The organism is Rhodococcus sp. X156, assembly GCF_004006015.1.
GTDB lineage: Bacteria > Actinomycetota > Actinomycetes > Mycobacteriales > Mycobacteriaceae > X156.
In genome coordinates this window covers 126,293-145,765 of record NZ_CP034766.1, presented here as the reverse complement: position 1 = coordinate 145,765, position 19,473 = coordinate 126,293, and the positions used below count along the sequence as shown (strand labels likewise).

Genomic DNA, 19,473 nt, shown 5'->3' with positions numbered 1-19,473 from the left:
GAAGGGCCCCCGGCCCGCACCCTTGCGCCGGGCGAAATTGCTTGCGAGCCTGCTCGGTCTGCTTGGCGCGATGCTGGCGGTCAGCACCCCGCTGCTGCCCGTCAACCAGACGACCTCGGCGCTCACCTGGCCGCAGCACGAGGCCATGACCGGCATCACCGCCCCGCTCGTGGACTACACGCCTCAACGGCTCGAAATCAGCGTGCCGTGTCCGGTGGCCACCGACGACGCGTCCACCGGGCGAACCCTGGTGAGCACGGTCTCCCCTGGCGCGCAGAACTCGGTCCAGCTCGGGCTGTTCGTCCGGAACGAGAGCGGCAACCTCACGGTCACCTCGCTGGGCCAGCCCCTGCTGACGACGCCACTTGCTGCCCTGCGGGGCGCGAGCTGCACGCTGCGGGTCACCTCCACCGCCGCGTCGACCACCGTTGAGCTGGCGGGGGACGTCCGCAGGTTCCCGGCCGACCTGCGTCCTCAGCTGGTGGGGCTGTACAGCGAGCTGGACGGCCCGCCCCCGCCGGGGTTGTCGGCCACCGCGGAGATCGACACCCGCTACATCAGCTCACCCAGCGCCCTCAAGCTGGTCCTGATGCTGGTGGGCGCTGCCTGCACGGTTGGGGCCCTGGCTGCGTTGTACCGGTTAGAGCGAACTGATGGACGGCACCACGTGCGGGTGCTGCCCTCCCGGTGGTGGGTGCCGCGCTGGCTCGACGGCGCCGTGCTCGCCGTGCTCGGCACTTGGTACCTGATCGGCGCCAACACCTCCGACGACGGCTACCTGCTCAGCATGGCCCGGGCTGCGCGGGACAGCGGGTACATGGGCAACTACTACCGCTGGTTCGACGTGCCCGAGGCACCGTTCGGCTGGTCCTACGAGCTGATCAGCCTGATGACGCACGTCAGTACGGCGAGCCCGTGGATCCGGCTACCCACGCTGGTTGCCGGGATCCTGTGCTGGATGTTGATCAGCCGGGAGGTGCTTCCCCGGCTGGGCCGCCAGCTCCGCAGCACCCGCGCCCCGGCATGGGCGGCGGCAGGCGTGTTCCTGCTCTTCTGGCTGCCCTACGACAACGGCCTCCGTCCGGAGCCCACCATCGCGCTGGGAGCGCTGCTGACGTGGTGCTCCGCGGAGCGGGCCATCGCCACCAAGCGGCTCCTGCCCGCGGCGGTGGCCCTGGTGGTGGCTGCCCTGTCCCTGGCAGCCGGTCCCACCGGGCTGATCGGGATAGCGGTGCTGCTGGCCGCGGTCCGTCCGCTCTACCACGTCCTGCGCAGCAAGATCCGCGACTTCGGTGCGCTCCCGGTCCTGGCTCCCATGACCGCCGCCGGGCTGGCAGTGCTCTTCGTGGTCTTTGCCGACCAGACCCTGCGCAGCGTGCTGGAGTCGACCAAGGTTCGCACCGACCACGGGGGCAGCAAGCACTGGAACGACGAGCTGGACCGCTACGCCGCGCTGATGACGAACTTCACCGCGGACGGCTCCTTCGCCCGCCGCCTTCCGGTGGCCCTGATGTTCGTCTGCCTGGCCGCGGTGTTCGTGGTGCTGCTCCGCCGCGGCCGGATCCCTGGTGCCGCGCTCGGTCCGGCGCAGCGGGTGCTCGGCACGACCGCCGTGTCACTGGTCATCATGTCGCTCACCCCCACCAAGTGGACCCACCACTTCGGCGCGTTCGCCTCCATCGCCGCCTGTCTGGCCGCCGTGGCGGTGGTGGCGGTGCGTGCTCCCTCCCTGCACCGACGGCGCAACTTCGGCGTCTTCCTCACCGCCGTCCTGATCGCCCTCGCCCTTGCCTGCACCGGGTTCAACAACTGGTGGTACGTCTCGGCGTTCGGGATCTCCTGGAACGACCGGGCCCCCGCGCTGGCCGGGATACCCGCCAGCACCGTATTCCTGGCTCTTGCCGCACTGACCGCGCTGCTCACGCTGCGCGAGCACCTGCGCAGCGGCACCCGAGCCACCGAGGCCGGGCGAGGCGGCACCCGCGCAGCCGGGATGGCGCCCGGCATGCTCGCCGTGGTCTGCTGGCTCGTCGTCATCTTCGAGGTGCTCGTCTTCGCCAAGGCGATGGTGGTCCGCTGGCCGGCGTACAGCGTCGGCAAGTCCAACCTGCAGGCGATCAGCGGGGACACCTGCGCGCTCGCCAGCGACGTGCTGGTCGAGCGGAACCCCAGCTCGAGCGTGCTGCAGCCGGTGGCCACCACCGCGACCGGCACGGCCGCTCTCGGCGCCAGCAGCACCGGGTTCACCCCGGGCGGTGTCCCGGTGTCCCAGGATCCCTACCCGCTGCCGCGCCAGCCTCTGCGCAACGCCGAGGCCACCGGGCTCACCCTGGACCAGCCCGCGCCGCTGCCCTTCGCGCTGGACTCGACGGTGCCCGTGCTCGGCAGCTACTCACCGATCCCCTCCCAGGACGCCAACCTCACCTCGTCCTGGTACGGGTTGCCGGCCCGGTCCGACGACGCCCCGCTGCTGGTGGTCACGACCGCCGGCATCGCCGACTCCGACGCGTCCCGCCTCGTCGTCGACTACGGCCGCCGCCGCGGGAACGCCGTGGAACAAGCCGGCACCGTCAGCCTGCTCGATCCGGGCTTCGGCGTGGGGTGGCGCAACCTTCGGCTCCCGCTGTCCGACCTGCCCGACGGCGTGGACAGCGTGCGGCTGCGGGTCGCGGTGTCCACGGCCGCCAGCCCTGCGGCCTGGGTCGCGGTCACGCCCCCGCGGGTCCCACAGCTGCAGACCCTCAACGAGCGCGTCGGCAGCGACAGCCCGGTGCTGATGGACTGGGTGGTCCCGCTGCAGTTCCCCTGCCAGCGCCCCTTCCGGGTGGTCGACGGGGTTGCCGAGGTTCCGGAGTACCGGATCACCCCCGACCCCGGGCTCACCACGATCACCGACGCCTGGCAGGACCGCCTGGGCGGCGGGCCCCTGGGGTGGATACCCATGGTCACCTCGCCGCTAGTCCTGGGTACCTACCTGTCGGATGACTGGTCGCGGCACTGGGGCTCGCTGCAGGAGCTTGTCCCGGTGCAGCCCGGCGCCGCCGACGGTGACCTGGAGCTGGGCACGAAGACCGTCAACGGGTGGACCTACCCCGGCCCCAGCTGACGCAGACTTAGCGGTACTTGCAGACGCGCCGTGCGGGGGTCCGTCTGCAAGTACCACCATGCGGGCCGAAGCACCGCGAACGGTCGCCGGTGGCGCCCGAGTCCGGTTGCTGGCGTCCGCCACCCTGCCGGACGACGGTTGCTCCCCCAATGGCCAGCTGGTCCGACCACGCTCCGCGGCCCGCTCTTGGTAGCGGTTGCAGACCCCGCCGAGCCCGCATGGTGGTACTTGCAGACGCCCCAAGGCAGTGGCGCAGCACTGAGGGCCCCATCCGATGTGGATGGGGCCCTCAGTGGACGTCTCAGCTCCGCAGGGAGCGTGCTCGGTCAGGACGCGATGATCTGTCCGTTCACGAACTGGATGAAGCCATTCTGGAAGTTGGTCTGCCGACCGCCCGGGATGTCGAACTCGCCGCGGGTCGGGAAACCGTACTTGGAGTTCTCGTAGCCCTGGCGCGCCCACTCCTCCAGGATCAGCCCGTACACCTCGTGGGCGCCGGTGCTCGGCGTCCAGTAGATGTAGCCGCCGCCGGAGCCCTGGAACTGGTTGAACCTGCCCACCCCGTTCGGGGTGGTGCGCTCGTCGGTGACCGGCAGGCCGAGCAGCCCGGTGGGGCCGCCCAGCTCGTTGTAGCGGGCGCGGATCGCGCCCTGCACCGCCTGGGCGCCGGTGGCCTGCGACCAGTAGATCTCACCGTTGGTGAAGCTGGCCACGCGGGCACCGGGGACGCCCGGCACGTCCCGCTCGGCGCTGGTCGGCGTGCCGATCAGGCTGTTGGCCCCGCCCAGCTGGTTCCACTTGACCGCGATCGCGCCCGTCACGGCAACGCCCTCGGTGGCGCCGATGGCCTTGGCCAGCTGCGGCCAGGAGCGCTTGTACTGGTCGCTCCAGTAGGGCCAGTCGTGCACGCCCGGGTTGGTCAGGTCGGTGGTGACCGCGACGCTGTTCGCCCCGGCGACCTGGGCGAAGTTCTGGCTGGAGTAGTTGGAGATGACCTCGATGAGGGCACCCACGTAGTTCCTGCTCAGGCCGAGGAAGCCCAGCGCCTCGTCGTAGGGACCGTTGCCACCGGTACCGGCCGACATGTAGAGGCTGACGTTCTTCAGCTTGGCGACCTGGACCGTGGGGTTGTTGGCGGTCCAGGCGGGCGAGTTGTTCGGACCCCAGATGTTGTCCGGGTTGGTCGCGCCGCTCTCTGCGCCCAGCACGTAGCGCAGGTACTCCGGCAGCCCGAAGCCCTGGATGTCGGGGTAGCCGCTGTAGGAGGCCGCGGCCTTGTACAGCCCCGGGTGCTTGGCGGCCAGGGAGAAGGCGGAGAACCCGCTCATGGACAGGCCGGAGATGGCGCGCTGGCCGTTGCCGTGGAAGGCGTTGCCGATGACGAACGGCAGCTCCTTGGTGAGGAACGACTCCCACTTGAGCGTGCCCACCGGGGAGCCGGGGTTCTGCTTGGCCTGCGCCAGGATGCCCGGGTCGTCGGTCTGCCAGTCCTGGTAGAAGCTGCCGTACCCACCGATGGGCTGGACCACCAGCACGTTCTTGTTGGCGAAGAAGCCCTGGGTGTCCGCCTTGCGGGTCCAGTCGGTGATGTTCGCGTCTGCCCGGAGCCCGTCCAGCTGGTACAGCTCGGGGTAGGTCGTCGCGGCGTTGATGTTGTAGCCCGCGGGGAGCAGCACCTGGATCGGCACGTCACGGCCCATGGACGGCGAGTAGACGTTGAACCGGGCCAGCTGCCCGGCGATGGCCGGGGCACCGATGACGTAGGCGCCGTTGGCACCGGCGATCGGGACGCCGGGGGTCACCTGGGTGGGGGACGGCGTGGGCGCGGCGCTCGCCGCACCGACACCTGCCGAGAGGGGCAGCACGAGTGCGGCTGCGCACACTCCGACCGCTTTCCGCCAAGAGGAGGAGATGGGCATGGAAGAGACTCCTTTGTAACACTTCACCAACCGCCCCCCGAGGCGGAACGGACTTCATGAACTCCACGGTACGACGGGCAAACCGCCGGGTGGATAGTAGCGGTAACCCTCACTTGTACAACGGTGCAAGCACTGCTCCGTGACGAAAATCCTCAGACCAGCTGCAGACGATCGTCCTGCCCTTGCGGGACAACGCCTTCCGAAGAGGACTCCGGCCTGGGCCGACGCAGCGGCTCGCTACAACGGCATCGTGTTGTGCTTGCGCGGGTGCGGCTCGTCGACCTTGCTCTGCAGGACGCGCAGCGCCGCCGCCAGCTGCAGCCGGGTGCTCGACGGCGCGATCACTGCGTCGACGTATCCGCGCTCGGCCGCCGCGTAGGGCGTGGCGGTGGTGGCGTTGTAGTCGTCCATGTACTGCTGGCGCAGCGCTGCCGCCCCGTCACCGGCCGCGGCCAGCTCCCGCCGGCGCAGCAGCGCCACCGCGCTGGCGGCGCCCATCACCGCGATCCGCGCGGTGGGCCAGGCGAAGTTCACGTCCGCACCGAAGTGCTTGGACCCCATCACCGCGTAGCCGCCGCCGTAGGCCTTGCGCACCACCACGGTCACCTTGGGCACGGTGGCCTCGGAGTAGGCGAAGATCAGCTTGGCGCCGCGCCGGATGATGCCGCCGCGCTCCTGCGCCAGACCGGGCAGGTAGCCGGGCACGTCCACCACGGTCACCAGCGGGATGCCGAACGCGTCGCAGAACCGGACGAAGCGCGCACCCTTCTCCGAGGCGTCGATGTCCAGCGCCCCGGTCAGGTGCATCGGCTGGTTGGCCACGATTCCCACGCTGCGCCCGTCGATGCGGGCCAGCGCCGTGATGAGGTTGGGCGCGAAGGTCGGCGAGATCTCCAGCAGGTGCCCGTCGTCCACCAGGCGGCCGACGATCTCGTGCATGTCGTAGCCGGTGTTGTCCGAGTCGGGGACCGCGGCGTCGAGCTCACGGTCGGAGTCGGTGAGCTGGTCGTCGAAGTCGCTGGGCAGCACCGGCGCCTGGCCGTTGTAGTTGCTGGGCAGAAAGCTCAGCAGCTCCCGGACCCACTCCACCGCGTCGGCGTCGTCAGCGGCGACGTGGTGCACGTTGCCGCCCTCGCCCTGGGCCGTGGCACCGCCGAGCTCCTCGAAGGACACGTCCTCGCCGGTGACCGACTTGAGCACGTCGGGGCCGGTGACGAACATGTAGGACGTCTTGTCCACCGCCACCGTGAAGTCGGTGATGGCCGGCGAGTACACGGCGCCGCCCGCACAGGGCCCCATGATCATGGAGATCTGCGGGACCACCCCGGACGCACGGACGTTGCGCAGCCCGATCTCGGCGTAGAACGCGAGCGCCACCACGCCCTCCTGCACGCGGGCCCCACCAGAGTCGTTGATGCCCACGATCGGGCAGCCGATCTTGATGGCCAGGTCCATGAGGTCGGTGACCTTGCGCCCGAACACCTCGCCGAGGCTGCCGCCGAAGATGGTGGCGTCGTGGGAGAACACGCACACCGGTCGGCCGTCGACCGTGCCGTAGCCGGTGATCACGCCGTCACCGAGCGGGTTCTCCGCCCCGGGCTTGCGGGCCAGCTCGCCGGTCTCCACGAAGCTGCCCGGGTCGAAGAGCATGTCGATGCGCTGCTGGGCGGTGGGCAGGCCCGCCTCCGCCCGCGCCGCGATCGCCCGGGACGAGCCCTGGGTGGTCTTGGCCTTGCGCATCGCCTCGAGGGCGTCGAGCTTCTCCGCAGTACTCATCCCTGAGCCTCCTCCGACCTGTTCGTGGTGTCCCGGCCGGAGGCCGTGTCGTGCGGGGCCAGGTTGGCCAGGGTGGCAACCAGGTGGTCGGCCACCTTGGACACCACCGGCTCGTCGATGATCGCCAGGTGGTCCCCGCCCACGGTGACCACCTCCAGCTGCGGGCAGGCGCCGGCCCAACCACCGTCGGGCTCCACGTGGGTGTAGCGCGGCTCCAGCTCGATGGCACCGTCGTGCATGCGCTCCGCGCGGTAGAGCACCACCCGGCCCGGGTAGGGCTGCGGGTCCAGCTGCTCCACCGCCCGGGAGTCCACCCAGGACGTGCGCTGGTGCTCCAGCACCCCGGCGCTGATGCCGCCGGCCCCGGCCTTGACCGCAGCGGTCTTGAGCAGCTCGAGCACGATCTCCATCTGCTCCTCGTCGTCGGCGGCGAGCAGCTCCCGCTCCGGCAGGGGCACCGGCTGGCCGTAGGTGCGCTCCACGTAGGCGGCGAACCGGCGCCACCGGGCGAGGGACTCCTCGGCCCCGGCGGGCACCCGCTCGGAGGGCTGCACGGTGTCCAGCATCGCGATGAGCTCGACGTCGGCACCCTCCTCACGCAGCTGCCTGCCGACCTCGAAGGCCAGCGCGCCGCCGAAGGACCATCCCGCGAGGCGGTAGGGGCCCTGCCCGCCGTGCTGGCGGATGAGCGGCAGGTAGTGGGCGATGCGCTCGGACATCGGCCCCTCCACCCGCTCCACCCCGAACACCGGCTGGTCGTCCGGCAGCAGCTGGATGAGCGGCTCGTACACCGAGCACGAACCGCCGGCCGGGTGGAACAGGAACAGCGGCGGAGCCTCGGTCTCACCGGGGGCGACGACGGAGGCCCTGAGCACGTGCACCAGGCCGGTGCCGGCGGCATTCTCCATCAGTGGACGCACCTCGTCGGCCAGCTCAGCCAGGCTGCCCGCGGTGGCCACCGCGCCCTGGTCCACGCTGGCCGCCCAGCGCCCACCGAGCGCCGCGGCCAGGTCGAGCACCTGGCCCGGGGTGCGTCGGGGCAGCGGGTTGGTGACGCCCGGCATCGGCGTGCCGATCACCGCGTTCCACTGCGCCGTCACCCAGCGCTCCGCAGCGTCCCGGGCTCCCACGGCCGCGACCTTGGGCAGCCCGTCCTGCATGGTGCCGGCGAACCCGGCCGGGCTGCCACCGTTGGCGAGGTCGTCCAGCTGGGCCTGCAGGTCGCCGAGGCTCACCCCGCGCAGGCTCTCCAGGGCCACCGGCGGTGTGCCCAGCTCGTGCTCCACCCGGTTCTTGATGCGCACCGCCATCAGCGAGTCCAGCCCCAGCTCGGTGAGCGGGACGTCGCTGGGCAGCTTGTTGGACGTGTAGCCCAGCACCTCGGCGATGATGCGACGCAGCGTCTCCACCGGCTGAGGTGCCTCCGGCTCCACCGTCCGCTCCGGCTCCGGGGCGTCCGCGGGCTGCAGCGCACCGCCGTGCACGGCTACCTCGGTGGCACCGGAGGACTGCACCACCGCCTCCGCCAGGAGCACCCAGAACGGCGGGGTGGGCAGCCCGTCGGCGGTCTCCACCCCGGAGTCCAGCCGGGCGTGCACCTGCACCGAGGCACCCCCGGGGTGCTGCAGCAGGATGGTGGTGACCGGGGTTCCGGCCCCGGGCGCCAGCTGGTGCACCTGCAGGGTGGTCACGGTGGCACCCGCACCCAGCGCCTGGGTGGCCGCGGCGGCCACCAGCGTCTCGGTGGGCGTGCCCGCACTGCTCTGCCAGGTGTGCCTGCCGTCGGGCAGGGCCACGTAGACGCCGGGCGGCGGTACCGCGGAGGACGAGCCCAGCGCGGCGGTGGGTCGTGACTCGGTCCAGTGCCGGGTGTGCTGCCAGGCGGTGCGGGGCACGTCGGCCAGCGGACCCTCGCCGTGGAGCATGCGCAGGTTCACCTCGTGGCCGTGCACCTGCAGCTCGGCGAGCGCGCCCCGCAGGGTGGCCACACCGTCGGTCTTGCGGCGCTGGGTGGCCACCAGCAACGGATCGCTGACGCCTTCGGCCGCAGCGGTGGCTCCCACCGAGGGCAGCGTGACGGGGTGCGGGGAGAGCTCGACGAAGCTGGTGTACCCCGCCTGCACCGCGGCGGCGACCGCCTCGGCGAACAGCACGGGCTGGCGCACCCCGGTGGTCCAGTAGTCCGAGCCGTGCACCGCGGGCATGCCCGGCCCGGCGGACTGGGAACCGGTCACCGAGGAGAACAGCACCACCTCGCACGCGCTGCTCTCCAGCCCGGCCAGCTCCGCGGTCAGCTCACCCAGCATGGGGTCGACGGCGGAGGTGTGTCCGGCGCCGCCGACGTCGAGCAGACGGGCCAGCCGCCCCAGCGACTCGGCGTGCGCCACCAGCGCACGCACCTCGTCGCGGTCACCGGCGATGGTGGTCTGGGCGGGCGCGGCGTGCACGGCTGCGCTCACCGAGGGCCAGCGCGAGGCCAGCTCGGCCAGCTCGGCGGCCGACATGCCGACCAGGCCCATCGCCCCGGCACCGAGGTCGTTGATCTCGGCCAGCAGGGTGGAGCGGGAGACGATGACGCGCACTGCGCTCTCCAGGTCCAGCCCGCCGGCGACGACGGCCGCGGCCACCTCGCCCATGGAGTGGCCCAGCACGGCAGCCGGCCGGGCGCCGTGCTTGCGCAGCACCGCAGCCAGGCCGACCTGCACCGCGAACAGCACGATCTGCACCTTGTCCAGACCGGTCACCGGCTCCGCGGCCTGCACCGCCTCGCGCAGGGAGAAGCCGGCCTCGTGCTCGATGAGCGGCTCCAGCTCGTCCCACGCCTCGGCGAAGGCAGGCTCGCCGGCGAGCAGGTCGCGGGCCATGCCGTGCCACTGCGAGCCGTAGCCGGAGAACACCCACACCGCGCCGCTCACGTCGGAGGCGACACCTCGGTGCACACCCGGGCCCGGGCTGCCCTCGGCCACGGCGCGCGCGGCCTCGATGGCCTCGTCGTGCTTCTGCACCACCAGTGCGGCTCGGTGGCGGCCATGGGTGCGCCGGGCCAGCGCCCGCCCGACCGACGCCAGCGAGTCACCGCGCCCGGGCAGGTCGACCAGCCAGTCGGCCAGGTCGGCGGCGGCGTCCTGCAGCCGCTGCCGGGTGGGGGCGGACAGCGCGAGCACCGCGGTGGCCGAGCCGGAGGACTCCGCCGCTGGCTCGACGGCCGGCGCCTCGCGCACCACCAGGTGGGCGTTGGTGCCGCCGAAGCCGAAGCCGGAGATGCCGGCCACCGCCTGGCCGCTGTGCCGCGGCCACTCGTGCAGGTCGGTGACCACCGACAGCCGGGCCTGCTCGAAGGGGATGTGCGGGTTGGGGGTGGTGAAGTGCAGGCTCGGCGGGATGGCGCCCTGCTGCAGCGCCAGGACCACCTTGATCAGCCCGGTGATGCCGGCGGCCGCCTCGAGGTGGCCGAAGTTGGTCTTGGCCGAGCCGAGCAGCAGCGGCTTGTCCGCGTCGCGCCCGCTACCCAGCACCGCGCCCAGCGCCCGCGCCTCGATGGGGTCGCCGAGCAGGGTCCCGGTGCCGTGGGCCTCCACGTAGTCCACCTGGTTGGGGTGCACCCCGGCGTCGCGGTAGGCCAGCCGCAACAGGTCGGCCTGGGCCGCCGGGTTCGGCGCCATCAGCCCGTTCGAGCGGCCGTCGGAGTTCACCGCGGAGCCGGCGATGACGGCGAGTACCTCGTCGCCGTCGCGCTGGGCGTCGCTGAGCCGCTTGAGCACCACCATTCCGGCGCCCTCACCGCGGGCGATGCCGTCGGCGGAGGCGTCGAAGGCCTTGCAGCGGCCGTCCGGCGCCAGTGCCCCCGCCTGGTCGAAGACCACTGTGGTCGTGGGGGCGACCACCAGGTTCACCCCGCCGGCCAGCGCCATGTCGGTCTCGCCCGAGCGCAGGCTGCGCACTGCCTGGTGCACGGCCAGCAGCGAGGAGGAGCAGGCGGAGTCCAGCGTCATGCTGGGCCCGCGCAGGTCGAGCATGTAGGAGACCCGGTTGGCCACGATGCTGCCCGCGGCGCCGGTGGCCGTCCAGGCGTCCAGCCCGCCGAGGTCGGCGGTGGTGATCAGGCCGTAGTCGTGGGTGGACACACCGACGTAGACACCGGTGGCACTGCCCCGGAGGTCGTCGGGGTTGATGCGGGCGTGCTCCAGCGACTCCCAGGCCACCTCGAGCACCAGGCGCTGCTGCGGGTCCATCGCCGCAGCCTCGCGCGGGGCGATGCCGAAGAACTCCGCGTCGAAGCCCTGCACGTCGTCCAGGAAGCCACCGTGGACGTTGGTGCGCTCCAGCACCGCCGCCTGCTCGGGGTTGGCCGCGAAGGCCTCCCACCGGCTCGCCTCCACCTCGCTGATGGCGTCCACCCCGCCGCTGAGCAGCTCCCAGAGCTGGCCGGGCGAGCGCACTCCACCGGGCAGCCGGGCCGCCAGGCCCACCACCGCGACCTGGTCGTCCAGGGACGCCGGTCCGGACGTGCCGTCGTGGTCGTAGAACGATCCGCTGAGCTCCTCCACCGCGGGCTCACCCTCGATCAGCCGCGTGGCGAGGGCGGCGATGGTCGGGTACTCCCACACCAGGGTGGCCGAGAGGGTGACGCCGAGCATCTCCTCCAGCTCGCCGGAGAGCGCCACCGTGTCGCGGGAGGCCAGGCCGAACTCCTCCAGCGGCCGGTCCTCCCGGACCTCGGAACGAGGCAGTCCCGTGCTCCCGGCAACCCAGTCCACGAGCCACCCACGAAGGGCAGCCACGGTCATGGGCTGGCCGGGCACGGTCCCCGCTCCTGGCGCTCCGGTCATGCAGTCACCTGTGTCTCTTCCGTCTCGTGCGTGTCATCCTGCACGTCCGGGAACGCGCCGGGGCGGGGAGCACCCCGCAGGGTGCCGTCGAGGTACTGCTGGCGGCAGGCTCGTCGGGCGATCTTTCCACTGGAGGTCCGTGGGATCGAGCCCCCTGGCAGCAGCAGCACCTCGCGCACGCTGAGGCCGTGCCGCTGCGCCAGTGCGGCCCGCACGGCGGCGATGGCCGGCTCGGGGTCGGCCTTGCCCTGGCCGGAGGCCCGCTCGGCCACCACCACCAGCTGCTCGGCCGAGCCGGTGGCACCGTCGGCGGCGGGCACCGAGAACGCGGCCACGAAGCCGGAGCGGAGCACCTTGCTGGCCTCGGTGGCCGTGAACTCCACGTCCTGCGGGTAGTGGTTGCGCCCGCCGATGATGATCATGTCCTTGGCCCGGCCGGTGATGTAGAGCTGGCCGTCGACGACGGTGCCCAGGTCGCCGGTGCGCAGCCAGTGCCTGCCGTCAGTGCTCTCCGCCACCAGTGCGCGGAAGGTCTGCTCGGTCTCCTCGGCACGGTTGTAGTAGCCCGCGCCGATGTTCTCCCCGTGCAGCCAGATCTCGCCCACGGAGCCGTCCGGCAGCGCCTCGCAGGTCTGCGGGTCGACGATGAGGGACTCCTGCTCCACCGACATGTCCCCGACGGCGACGTACATGCTGGCCGCAGGCGCGTCGGCGGCCACCTCGACCGCCTTGCCGGCACCGAGCTGGTCGCGGTCGAAGTGGCTGACCCTCGGAGGCTGGCCAGCGGTGCTGGCGGCCACGAACAGGGTGGCCTCGGCCATGCCGTAAGAGGGCCGCTGCGCGTACGGCGACAGCCCGTAGGGGCCGAAGGCGTCCTGGAACTGCTGCAGCGAGGACGGCCGCACCGGCTCGCTGCCGTTGATCAGCGCGACGACCCCGCTGAGGTCGAGATCGGCACCCTCGGGCGGGCGGCCCCGGCGGGCGGCGTGCTCGTAGGCGAAGTCCGGTGCCGCGGCGATCACGCCGGGCGCCTCGGCCAGCAGCTTGATCCACCGCAGCGGACGCTGCACGAACGCCCGCGGGGTCATCACCGCGCAGGGGCGGCCGATCATCGCCGGGATGATCACCACGAGCAGGCCCATGTCGTGGAACAGCGGCAACCAGCTGACGCCTCGCCCGGTCTCCGGCGGGACCTCGAAGCTGGTGACCATCTGCATGACGTTGGTGAGCACGCCGCCGTGAGTGATCTCCACGCCGGCGGGCACCCGGGTGGAACCGGACGTGTACTGCAGGTAGGCGATCGAGCTGCGGTCCAGCTCCGGGGCGGTCCAGGACTGGGCCAGGGAGTCCGGCACCCCGTCGACGGCGATGGTGCGGGGACGCTGCGCGGCGGGCACCGCCTTGAAGAAGGCTCGCACCCCCGGTGCGGCCGAGGTGGAGGTGAGCACCACCGTGGGCGCGCAATCGCCGAGCACGGCGTGCAGCCGGTCGGAGTGCCCCGGCTCCTCCGGGTCGAACAGCGGCACCGCGACCAGGCCAGCGTGGACGGCGGCGAAGAAGCCGACGATGTACTCCATGCCCTGGGGCGCGAGGATGGCCACCCGCGCGCCGGGCTCGGCCACCTGCTGCAGGCGCGCGGCCACGGCGCGCACCCGCACGCCGAGCTCGGCGAAGGTCAGGGTGGTCCGGGTACCGTCCGCCTCGGTGGAGTAGTCCACAGTGGTGAAGGAGGGCGCGTCGCCGCGCGCAGCGGTCATCGCCTCCAGGTGGTCCACCACGGTGCCGCGGGAGAGCCCGGCCACCAGGTCACCACCTGTCAGGGCCTGAACCTCGGACCCGCCGTCGTTCGTATCCTGAACGGACAAGTGACCCGTCATGGAACCTCCTCGATCGAGCTGCTCGCGAATGTCGGCGCGACGCTGGCTCCCTGTTGCCCGGCTCTGGGCCCGTAAGGTCGCTCAGCGTTGCGGCGCGGCGGACCGCACCGTTGCTTGACTTGACCCCCGCGCGAACGCCCCGCGGTATGTTACAGCGGTCTCACACCACGGCCCGGGACCCCGGCAGTGGCCGTGAGGTTCGTCCGGTGTATGCCTGGGCCGGTCGCGTGTCCGAAGCGTACGTTTCCTGACGATCATGTCAACAGATCAGCCCTTGGGCACCTCCTCCACGCGCGCGGCAAGCCATCCGGCCAGCCACTGGGTGGCAGACGTTGCGCCTTCCACCTTGTACGTCGCGTAGGACGAGTGAACGTTGCTCTGCATGTACTGACCCACCAGCGCGAGCGTCGCAGGCAGGTTGGCGAGGTTGGTTGCACTCGGCGGGGTCGCGCAGATCAGGTCGCCGGGAGCGCAGAAGGTGACCACCCGGTCCCCCACCGCGCCAAAGCCCTTCGGCCTCGGCCCGCCCAGGCCGGCGCCGGCAACCGCCGGACCGATGAGCCGGTCCGCGGCACCGTTGCGGTTGGGGTCGGACACCAGACCCACTCCGATCAGCTTCTCCGGTGGGATCACCGCACCGCCCTGGCCGATCTCGGCAGCCAGGTCGCCGGCCACGGCCGCCCCCTGGGAGAAGCCGACCAGCGCGAACTTGGTGGTGGCACAGCGCTTGGTGGTCTCGGCGATGGCTGCCCGGGCGGCCCGCACCCCGTCCTGCTCGCTCGCCAGGTAGGGCGTCGGGTTGTTGAACTGCGCCAGGTACGGCACGAAGTAGGTGCTCACCCGGCCGGCGTCCCCGCCGAACCGCGCGGTGAGCGGGTTGGCGACCGCGGCGAGCAGGCCCGCAGGCGCACCAGGGTTGGCCCCCGGGTTGGTCTCGTAGGTGCCCGGCACGAACACCACCTGCACGTCAGGACAGCCGGCCGGCTTGACCGAGGTCGCCGGCGGCTGGGCGGAGGACCCCGGCGGCTGGGTGGCGGTGGAACCCGGGCCCGGCGCAACCTCGGGCATGTCGGGACCCGACCCGGGCAGCCGGGTGAGGACCGAGCCGACCACCACCAGTGCCACCAGCACCACGAGCCAGATGCCCCAGCGCCGCTTCCGCGGCTGGTAGGCGTTGCTCATTGACCGGACCTCCTCCTGCTTGCGGCGAACACCCGAGCTGACCGCGGGTGGGGCAGCGGCGCAGTTCTGGGGCTCAGCCTGAGCACGTTACCGGTCGAAGCCCCCGGTCATGCGTAGACAGAGATTCCAATCACGACGAGCCACGCGACCGCGAGCACCTGCAGGACCCGGTCGCGCAGCGCGATCTCCTCGGGCTCCCCCGCCACGCCGCCGTCGACGTCCACGGCGTAGCGCAGCACGGCGACGGTGAACGGCACCATCGAGATGACCGACCAGACCGAGTCGCTGGTCTCGTTGAGCTGGAAGGCCCACAACCCGTAGGACAGGATCACCGCGGTGGCCGACATGGTCCAGACGAAGCGCAGGTAGGTGGAGGTGTAGCTCTCCAGCGACTTGCGGATCTTGCCGCCCGTCTGCTCGGCCACCCGCATCTCGGCGTAGCGCTTGCCGGAGACCATGAACAGCGAGCCGAAGGCCGCCACCAGCAGGAACCACTGCGACAGCTCCAGACCGGCCGCCACGCCACCGGCGATGGCCCGCAGCAGGAAGCCCGAGGCCACGATGCAGATGTCCAGCACGGGCTGGTGCTTGAGCCCGAAGCAGTACGCCAGCTGCACGGCCACGTAGACCGCGATCACCACCAGCAGCTCCCAGGACGCCACCAGCGACAGCGCCATGCTGGCCAGCAGCAGCACCACCGCCAGCACGTAGGCCAGGCGCACCGGAACCACACCGGCCGCGATGGGCCGGTGGCGCTTGCGCGGGTGGGCACGGTCGGCGTCCACGTCCATCGCGTCGTTGACGAGGTAGACGCCGGACGCGGCCAGGCAGAACGCCAGGAAGGCGATCGCGGCGTCGCCGAGGATCGACAGCTCGCCGACCTTGCCTGCGGCGACCGGCGCCGCCAGCACCAGGACGTTCTTCACCCACTGCCTCGGTCGGACAGCCTTGAGCAGGCCGGCGGGCAGCGACATCGGGGCGGTGGGTGGGCCCGTGACAGTGGTGTCTGGTGTGCTCATCGATCTCCTCCTGGAAAGCCATGTCGATCTTGCGCCGTGAGGAGCGCTTGGGCGGTAGCCGCGCCCAGGGCAGCACCCACGAGCACGTCGGAGGGGTAGTGCACGCCCAGGACCAGCCGGGACAGCAGCATCGGTGGCACCAGCAGCGCCGGCAGCGGCAGGCCGGTGAGCCGGCCCAGCAGCACGGCAGCGGCCGCGGTGGACGTGGCGTGCGAGGACGGGAAGCTGAGCTTGCTGGGCGTGGAGACGCCCACGCGCACCGACGGGTGGTCGGGCCGGGGACGACGGACCACCCGCTTGACGGCGATGGAGACCGCGTGGGCGCCGACCGCCCCCACCGCGGCGCTGGCCCACTGAGCCCGGCGGGGCCGGTCCAGCACGGCGCCGGCGCCAGCCAGCGCCACCCAGCCCAGCGCGTGCTCACCGAAGTGCGACATCGCCCGGGCGCCGGCGAGCACACCAGGCCGGTGGGCCAGGTTCCGCTGCACCGCGGCCAGCGCGCGGACCTCGACGGCGCTCACGGCCCTGCCGCCACGGGTACCGGCGTGACCCGCACCGAGGACGACTTCGGCCCGTGTCGGCGCAGCCACACCCGGGCCGGCTCCTCCACGAAGCGGTAGAAGAGGTGACCCAGCAGCACCACCAGCAGCAGCACCTGCGGAATGAGGAAGGTGGCCAGCGCGGTGCCGGGGGCCAGGGGCGGTCGCAGAGCCATCTCCGTCCAGAAGATCTCGAACACCGGCACGTGCACCAGGTAGATGCTGAAGGAGATCCGGCCCCCGTGCACCATCCACGGGTGCGCCAGCACCTTGGCCAGACCGGTCTGGTGCAGCGCGAGGCCGGCGACGACCACCGGGAACATCACCACGACGACTCCGCCGTAGCCGCCCTGGGGCGCGCGCCAGGAGGCCCACAGCAGGCCGAGGACGATCTCCACCAGGGCGATCGCGGTCAGCAGCGGGGCGTAGCGGCGCAGCCGGGAGGCCGCGCCCACGTTGCGGACCGCCAGGTAGGTCAGGGCACCGGCCAGGAAGCCACAGCTGATCCGCAGCAGCCAGGCATAGCGCAGACCGGCCTCCTCGCCGGTGTAGCTGAGGTAGGCGAAGGGGACCATGACGGCCACCGCGAGCGCCCCCAGCACCGGGGCGGGCAGCCGGCGGACCCGGTAGAGCACCAGCACCAGCAGCGGGAAGGCGAGGTAGGCGGCCCACTCCGCGCTGATCGACCAGGCCGGGCCGACGAAGGAGACGCCGTCGAAGTACGGCTGGGTCCACAGCTGCACCATGAGCAGCTGCTGCAGGTAGCTCCACACGGTCAGGTCGGGCTGGACCGTCTGGTAAGCCAGGTAGCCGTCGGTCACCCGGGTCTGCTTGTAGAGCAGCCAGCCCAGGAACAGCGTGGTGACGGTGGCGTAGACCGGCCAGATCCGGCAGATCCGGGCCCACAGGAACACCAGTGCCGCCCGCACCCGCAGCCGCGGGCCCACCTTGGTCAGGTAGGTGAGCGTGATCACGAACCCGCTGAGCACGTAGAACAGGTCCACACCGAGCGCCCCGGAGGACACGATCGGGCGCAACGGCTCCCAGAAGCGGGTGTAGGCGTCGCCGGGGGTGAACTGGAAGTGGAACACCACCACCCACATCGCGGCGACGATGCGCAGGCCGGTCAGCGAGCGGATCTCCCCGCCACCGCCGACGGTGCCCGTGGGCGCCACTGCGCGCTGTGCGGTGCCGGCAGGCGCGCGGTTGCCGGAGTGGCCTCCGCTGCGCGACCGGGCACTGCCGCCCGACCGGGTGCCGGTGCCCGCCGTGGGGTCCTGGAGAGGACGATCCGCAACCTGCCCGATTGCGTCGTCAGCCATTGAAGATGCGACGCCAGGACTCGTGGGAGGTCAGTGCAGGCAGACCCTGGCGGTAGGTCTTGCTCAGCCGCGGGAACTCCCGACGCAGCTCGGCGTGGGCACGCACCGACTCCCCCAGCAGCTTCCAGAACGTCTTGGGGTTGCGCTTGCGGTAGGCCACCCCGCGGCCGTCGGCAGTGGCCACCGTCGCACCGTCCAGGCGCGCGAGCAGGAACCACCGCGCATCCTGGGCAGCGATGTTCAGCTGCGGGTTGTGGTGGTGCTCCTCCTTGACCGGCAGCACGTTGTGCACCAGCGAGGCGGCGAGGGTGGCGCCGATGGTCACCGGGTTGGTCGGCGGCTTGAGGAAGCGCTCAGCCTTGACCGCGTCCATGGACGGCAGGGGCAGCGCCCGAGAGGAGGCCAGCACCTTGCCGTCGTCGAACTCCGACCGGGCCGAGCGGACCTCGCCGAGCGCGGTGGGCAGCTGGTCGAACAGCGCGTCCGGGCCCGCCAGGAAGTCGCGGATGGCCAGGTTCTGCAGGGCCACGGTGGAGTACTCCAGCGACAGCAGGTGCTTGATGGTGCTCTTCATGCTGTGCTGGATCATCCCGCCGCCGCGCTTGTACTTGCTGTACAGCGAGGCAACCACCAGGCGGTTGCGCAGGTGGAAATAGGCCTGCCAGTCGGTGGCGTCGTCCTTGTCCGACCAGGGCATGTGCCAGATGGCCACGCCGGGCAGTGTGGCGGTCGGGTAGCCGGCCTTGCCCGCGCGCAGGCCGTACTCGGCGTCGTCCCACTTGATGAACAGCGGCAGCGGCAGCCCGAGCTCCTCGGCCACCGCGCGCGGGATGAGGCACATCCACCAGCCGTTGTAGTCCACGTCGATGCGCCGGTGCATGCGCGGGGTGTTGCGCAGGCTCTTCTTGGCGAAGTCGTGGTCGTACTCGACGTTGGGGGCCGCGCGCCACATGAACTTGTCGCGGTCGACGACCTCGCCCATGGAGTGCAGGTGCGAGCGGGCCTGCAGGTTGAGCATCTGCCCACCCACCAGCGTGGGGCGCTCGGTGAACCGGGAGAAGGCCACCGCCCGCAGGATGCTGTCCGGCTCGATGACGATGTCGTCGTCCATCAGCAGGATCTGCTCGCAGCTGGTGGTGTTCAGCGCTTCGTACATGCCGCGGGAGAACCCGCCGCTGCCGCCGAGGTTGCCCTGGTTGTGGATGCGCAGGCGGTCGCCGAGCTGCGCCGCTGCGGCGGGGAACTCGGCGGCGTCGACCACCTTGCGGTTGCCCTGGTCGGCGACGAAGACCGCGTCGACGAGGTCCAGCACGGCGGGGTCCTCACCGATCGCGCTGAGCGCGGCGGCGCAGTCGTCCGGCCGGTTGAACGTGGTGATGCCGATGGCGACCGAGGCGCGCACCGACGACTCCTGGGCGGCGAACCAGGCCGCCTCGTGCAGCGTGACCGTGCCCTCGTCGGTGGTGACGTCGAACCACAGCCAGCCGCCGTCCTCGAACGGGGCCAGGTCGAGCGCGAACTCCAGGGTGGTGTCGTCCGTGGCCGTCACGACTGCGCCGTCGGCGTGGATGATGGTGGCGTCGGCCTTGGACCGGTAGACGTCCACCCGGCACTTGCCGCTCAGCTTGAGCTGCAGCACCACCTTGTCCAGCACCGTCCAGCGGCGCCAGTAGCTGGCGGCGAAGGCGTTGAAGTAGGTCGCGAAGGACACCTCGGACTCCGCGGGCAGCTCCAGCGCAGTGCGGCTCAGCGCCCGGGAGCGCTTGCGGTTGGTCTCGTCCTCGTCCAGGTAGAGCGCCCGCAGGTCGAGCGGGTCGCCGCTGCGCGGAAGGATGACGCGCTGCAGCAAGGACACCGCCTGGGTGGACTCGGTGGTGTCGGTGAGCTGTTGGGTGGCGGTCATC

The 19,473-nt window shown here is 71.7% G+C and carries 10 protein-coding genes; 1 reads left to right on the top strand and 9 read right to left on the bottom strand.

Annotation, left to right across the window (positions count from 1 at the left end):
- Positions 1–70 precede the first annotated feature (70 nt).
- A complete protein-coding gene (locus tag ELX43_RS00665; protein WP_127781689.1) occupies positions 71–3,106 on the top strand; it encodes an arabinosyltransferase domain-containing protein in 3,036 nt (1,011 codons plus the stop codon).
- A 326-nt stretch (positions 3,107–3,432) separates the two neighbouring features.
- Here ELX43_RS00665 and ELX43_RS00660 read toward each other — a convergent pair whose 3' ends face one another.
- The 9 genes from ELX43_RS00660 to ELX43_RS00620 all read right to left on the bottom strand — a co-directional run bounded on the left by ELX43_RS00660 (position 3,433) and on the right by ELX43_RS00620 (position 19,472).
- Positions 3,433–4,971, bottom strand: coding sequence for an alpha/beta hydrolase-fold protein (locus ELX43_RS00660; protein ID WP_164860538.1), 1,539 nt, complete (start codon positions 4,969–4,971; stop codon positions 3,433–3,435).
- Between the two features lie 291 nt (positions 4,972–5,262).
- A complete protein-coding gene (locus ELX43_RS00655; RefSeq protein ID WP_127781687.1) occupies positions 5,263–6,801 on the bottom strand; it encodes an acyl-CoA carboxylase subunit beta in 1,539 nt (512 codons plus the stop codon).
- On the bottom strand, positions 6,798–11,630 hold the full coding sequence (locus ELX43_RS00650) for a type I polyketide synthase (protein WP_241249487.1): 4,833 nt from the start codon (positions 11,628–11,630) through the stop codon (positions 6,798–6,800). Before ELX43_RS00650 ends, ELX43_RS00655 begins: the two co-directional genes overlap by 4 nt.
- Entirely contained in the window at positions 11,627–13,387 is a 1,761-nt protein-coding gene (locus ELX43_RS00645; RefSeq protein WP_241250033.1) for an AMP-binding protein, read from the bottom strand. Before ELX43_RS00645 ends, ELX43_RS00650 begins: the two co-directional genes overlap by 4 nt.
- A 387-nt stretch (positions 13,388–13,774) precedes the next feature.
- Positions 13,775–14,689, bottom strand: a complete 915-nt coding sequence (locus ELX43_RS00640; RefSeq protein ID WP_127781685.1) for a cutinase family protein — start codon at positions 14,687–14,689, stop codon at positions 13,775–13,777.
- 107 nt (positions 14,690–14,796) lie between these two features.
- Positions 14,797–15,708 (bottom strand): decaprenyl-phosphate phosphoribosyltransferase, encoded by a 912-nt coding sequence (locus ELX43_RS00635; protein WP_127781684.1) that lies wholly within the window; start codon positions 15,706–15,708, stop codon positions 14,797–14,799.
- A complete protein-coding gene (locus tag ELX43_RS00630) occupies positions 15,705–16,229 on the bottom strand; it encodes a phosphatase PAP2 family protein (RefSeq protein ID WP_127781683.1) in 525 nt (174 codons plus the stop codon). The genes ELX43_RS00635 and ELX43_RS00630 overlap by 4 nt, the downstream gene beginning before the upstream one ends.
- On the bottom strand, positions 16,226–17,569 hold the full coding sequence (locus tag ELX43_RS00625) for an acyltransferase (protein WP_127781682.1): 1,344 nt from the start codon (positions 17,567–17,569) through the stop codon (positions 16,226–16,228). Before ELX43_RS00625 ends, ELX43_RS00630 begins: the two co-directional genes overlap by 4 nt.
- On the bottom strand, positions 17,562–19,472 hold the full coding sequence (locus ELX43_RS00620) for a glycosyltransferase (RefSeq protein ID WP_127781681.1): 1,911 nt from the start codon (positions 19,470–19,472) through the stop codon (positions 17,562–17,564). Before ELX43_RS00620 ends, ELX43_RS00625 begins: the two co-directional genes overlap by 8 nt.
- Position 19,473: the final 1 nt, after the last annotated feature.

Bases quoted from the DNA above. Each gene is read 5' to 3' on its own strand.
- ELX43_RS00635 (WP_127781684.1), bottom strand. From the start codon at position 15,708: ATGAGCACACCAGACACCACTGTCACGGGCCCACCCACCGCCCCGATG.
- ELX43_RS00640 (WP_127781685.1), bottom strand. From the start codon at position 14,689: ATGAGCAACGCCTACCAGCCGCGGAAGCGGCGCTGGGGCATCTGGCTC.
- ELX43_RS00620 (WP_127781681.1), bottom strand. From the start codon at position 19,472: ATGACCGCCACCCAACAGCTCACCGACACCACCGAGTCCACCCAGGCG.
- ELX43_RS00625 (WP_127781682.1), bottom strand. From the start codon at position 17,569: ATGGCTGACGACGCAATCGGGCAGGTTGCGGATCGTCCTCTCCAGGAC.
- ELX43_RS00650 (WP_241249487.1), bottom strand. From the start codon at position 11,630: ATGACCGGAGCGCCAGGAGCGGGGACCGTGCCCGGCCAGCCCATGACC.
- ELX43_RS00645 (WP_241250033.1), bottom strand. From the start codon at position 13,387: ATGACCGCTGCGCGCGGCGACGCGCCCTCCTTCACCACTGTGGACTAC.
- ELX43_RS00655 (WP_127781687.1), bottom strand. From the start codon at position 6,801: ATGAGTACTGCGGAGAAGCTCGACGCCCTCGAGGCGATGCGCAAGGCC.
- ELX43_RS00665 (WP_127781689.1), top strand. From the start codon at position 71: ATGCTGGCGGTCAGCACCCCGCTGCTGCCCGTCAACCAGACGACCTCG.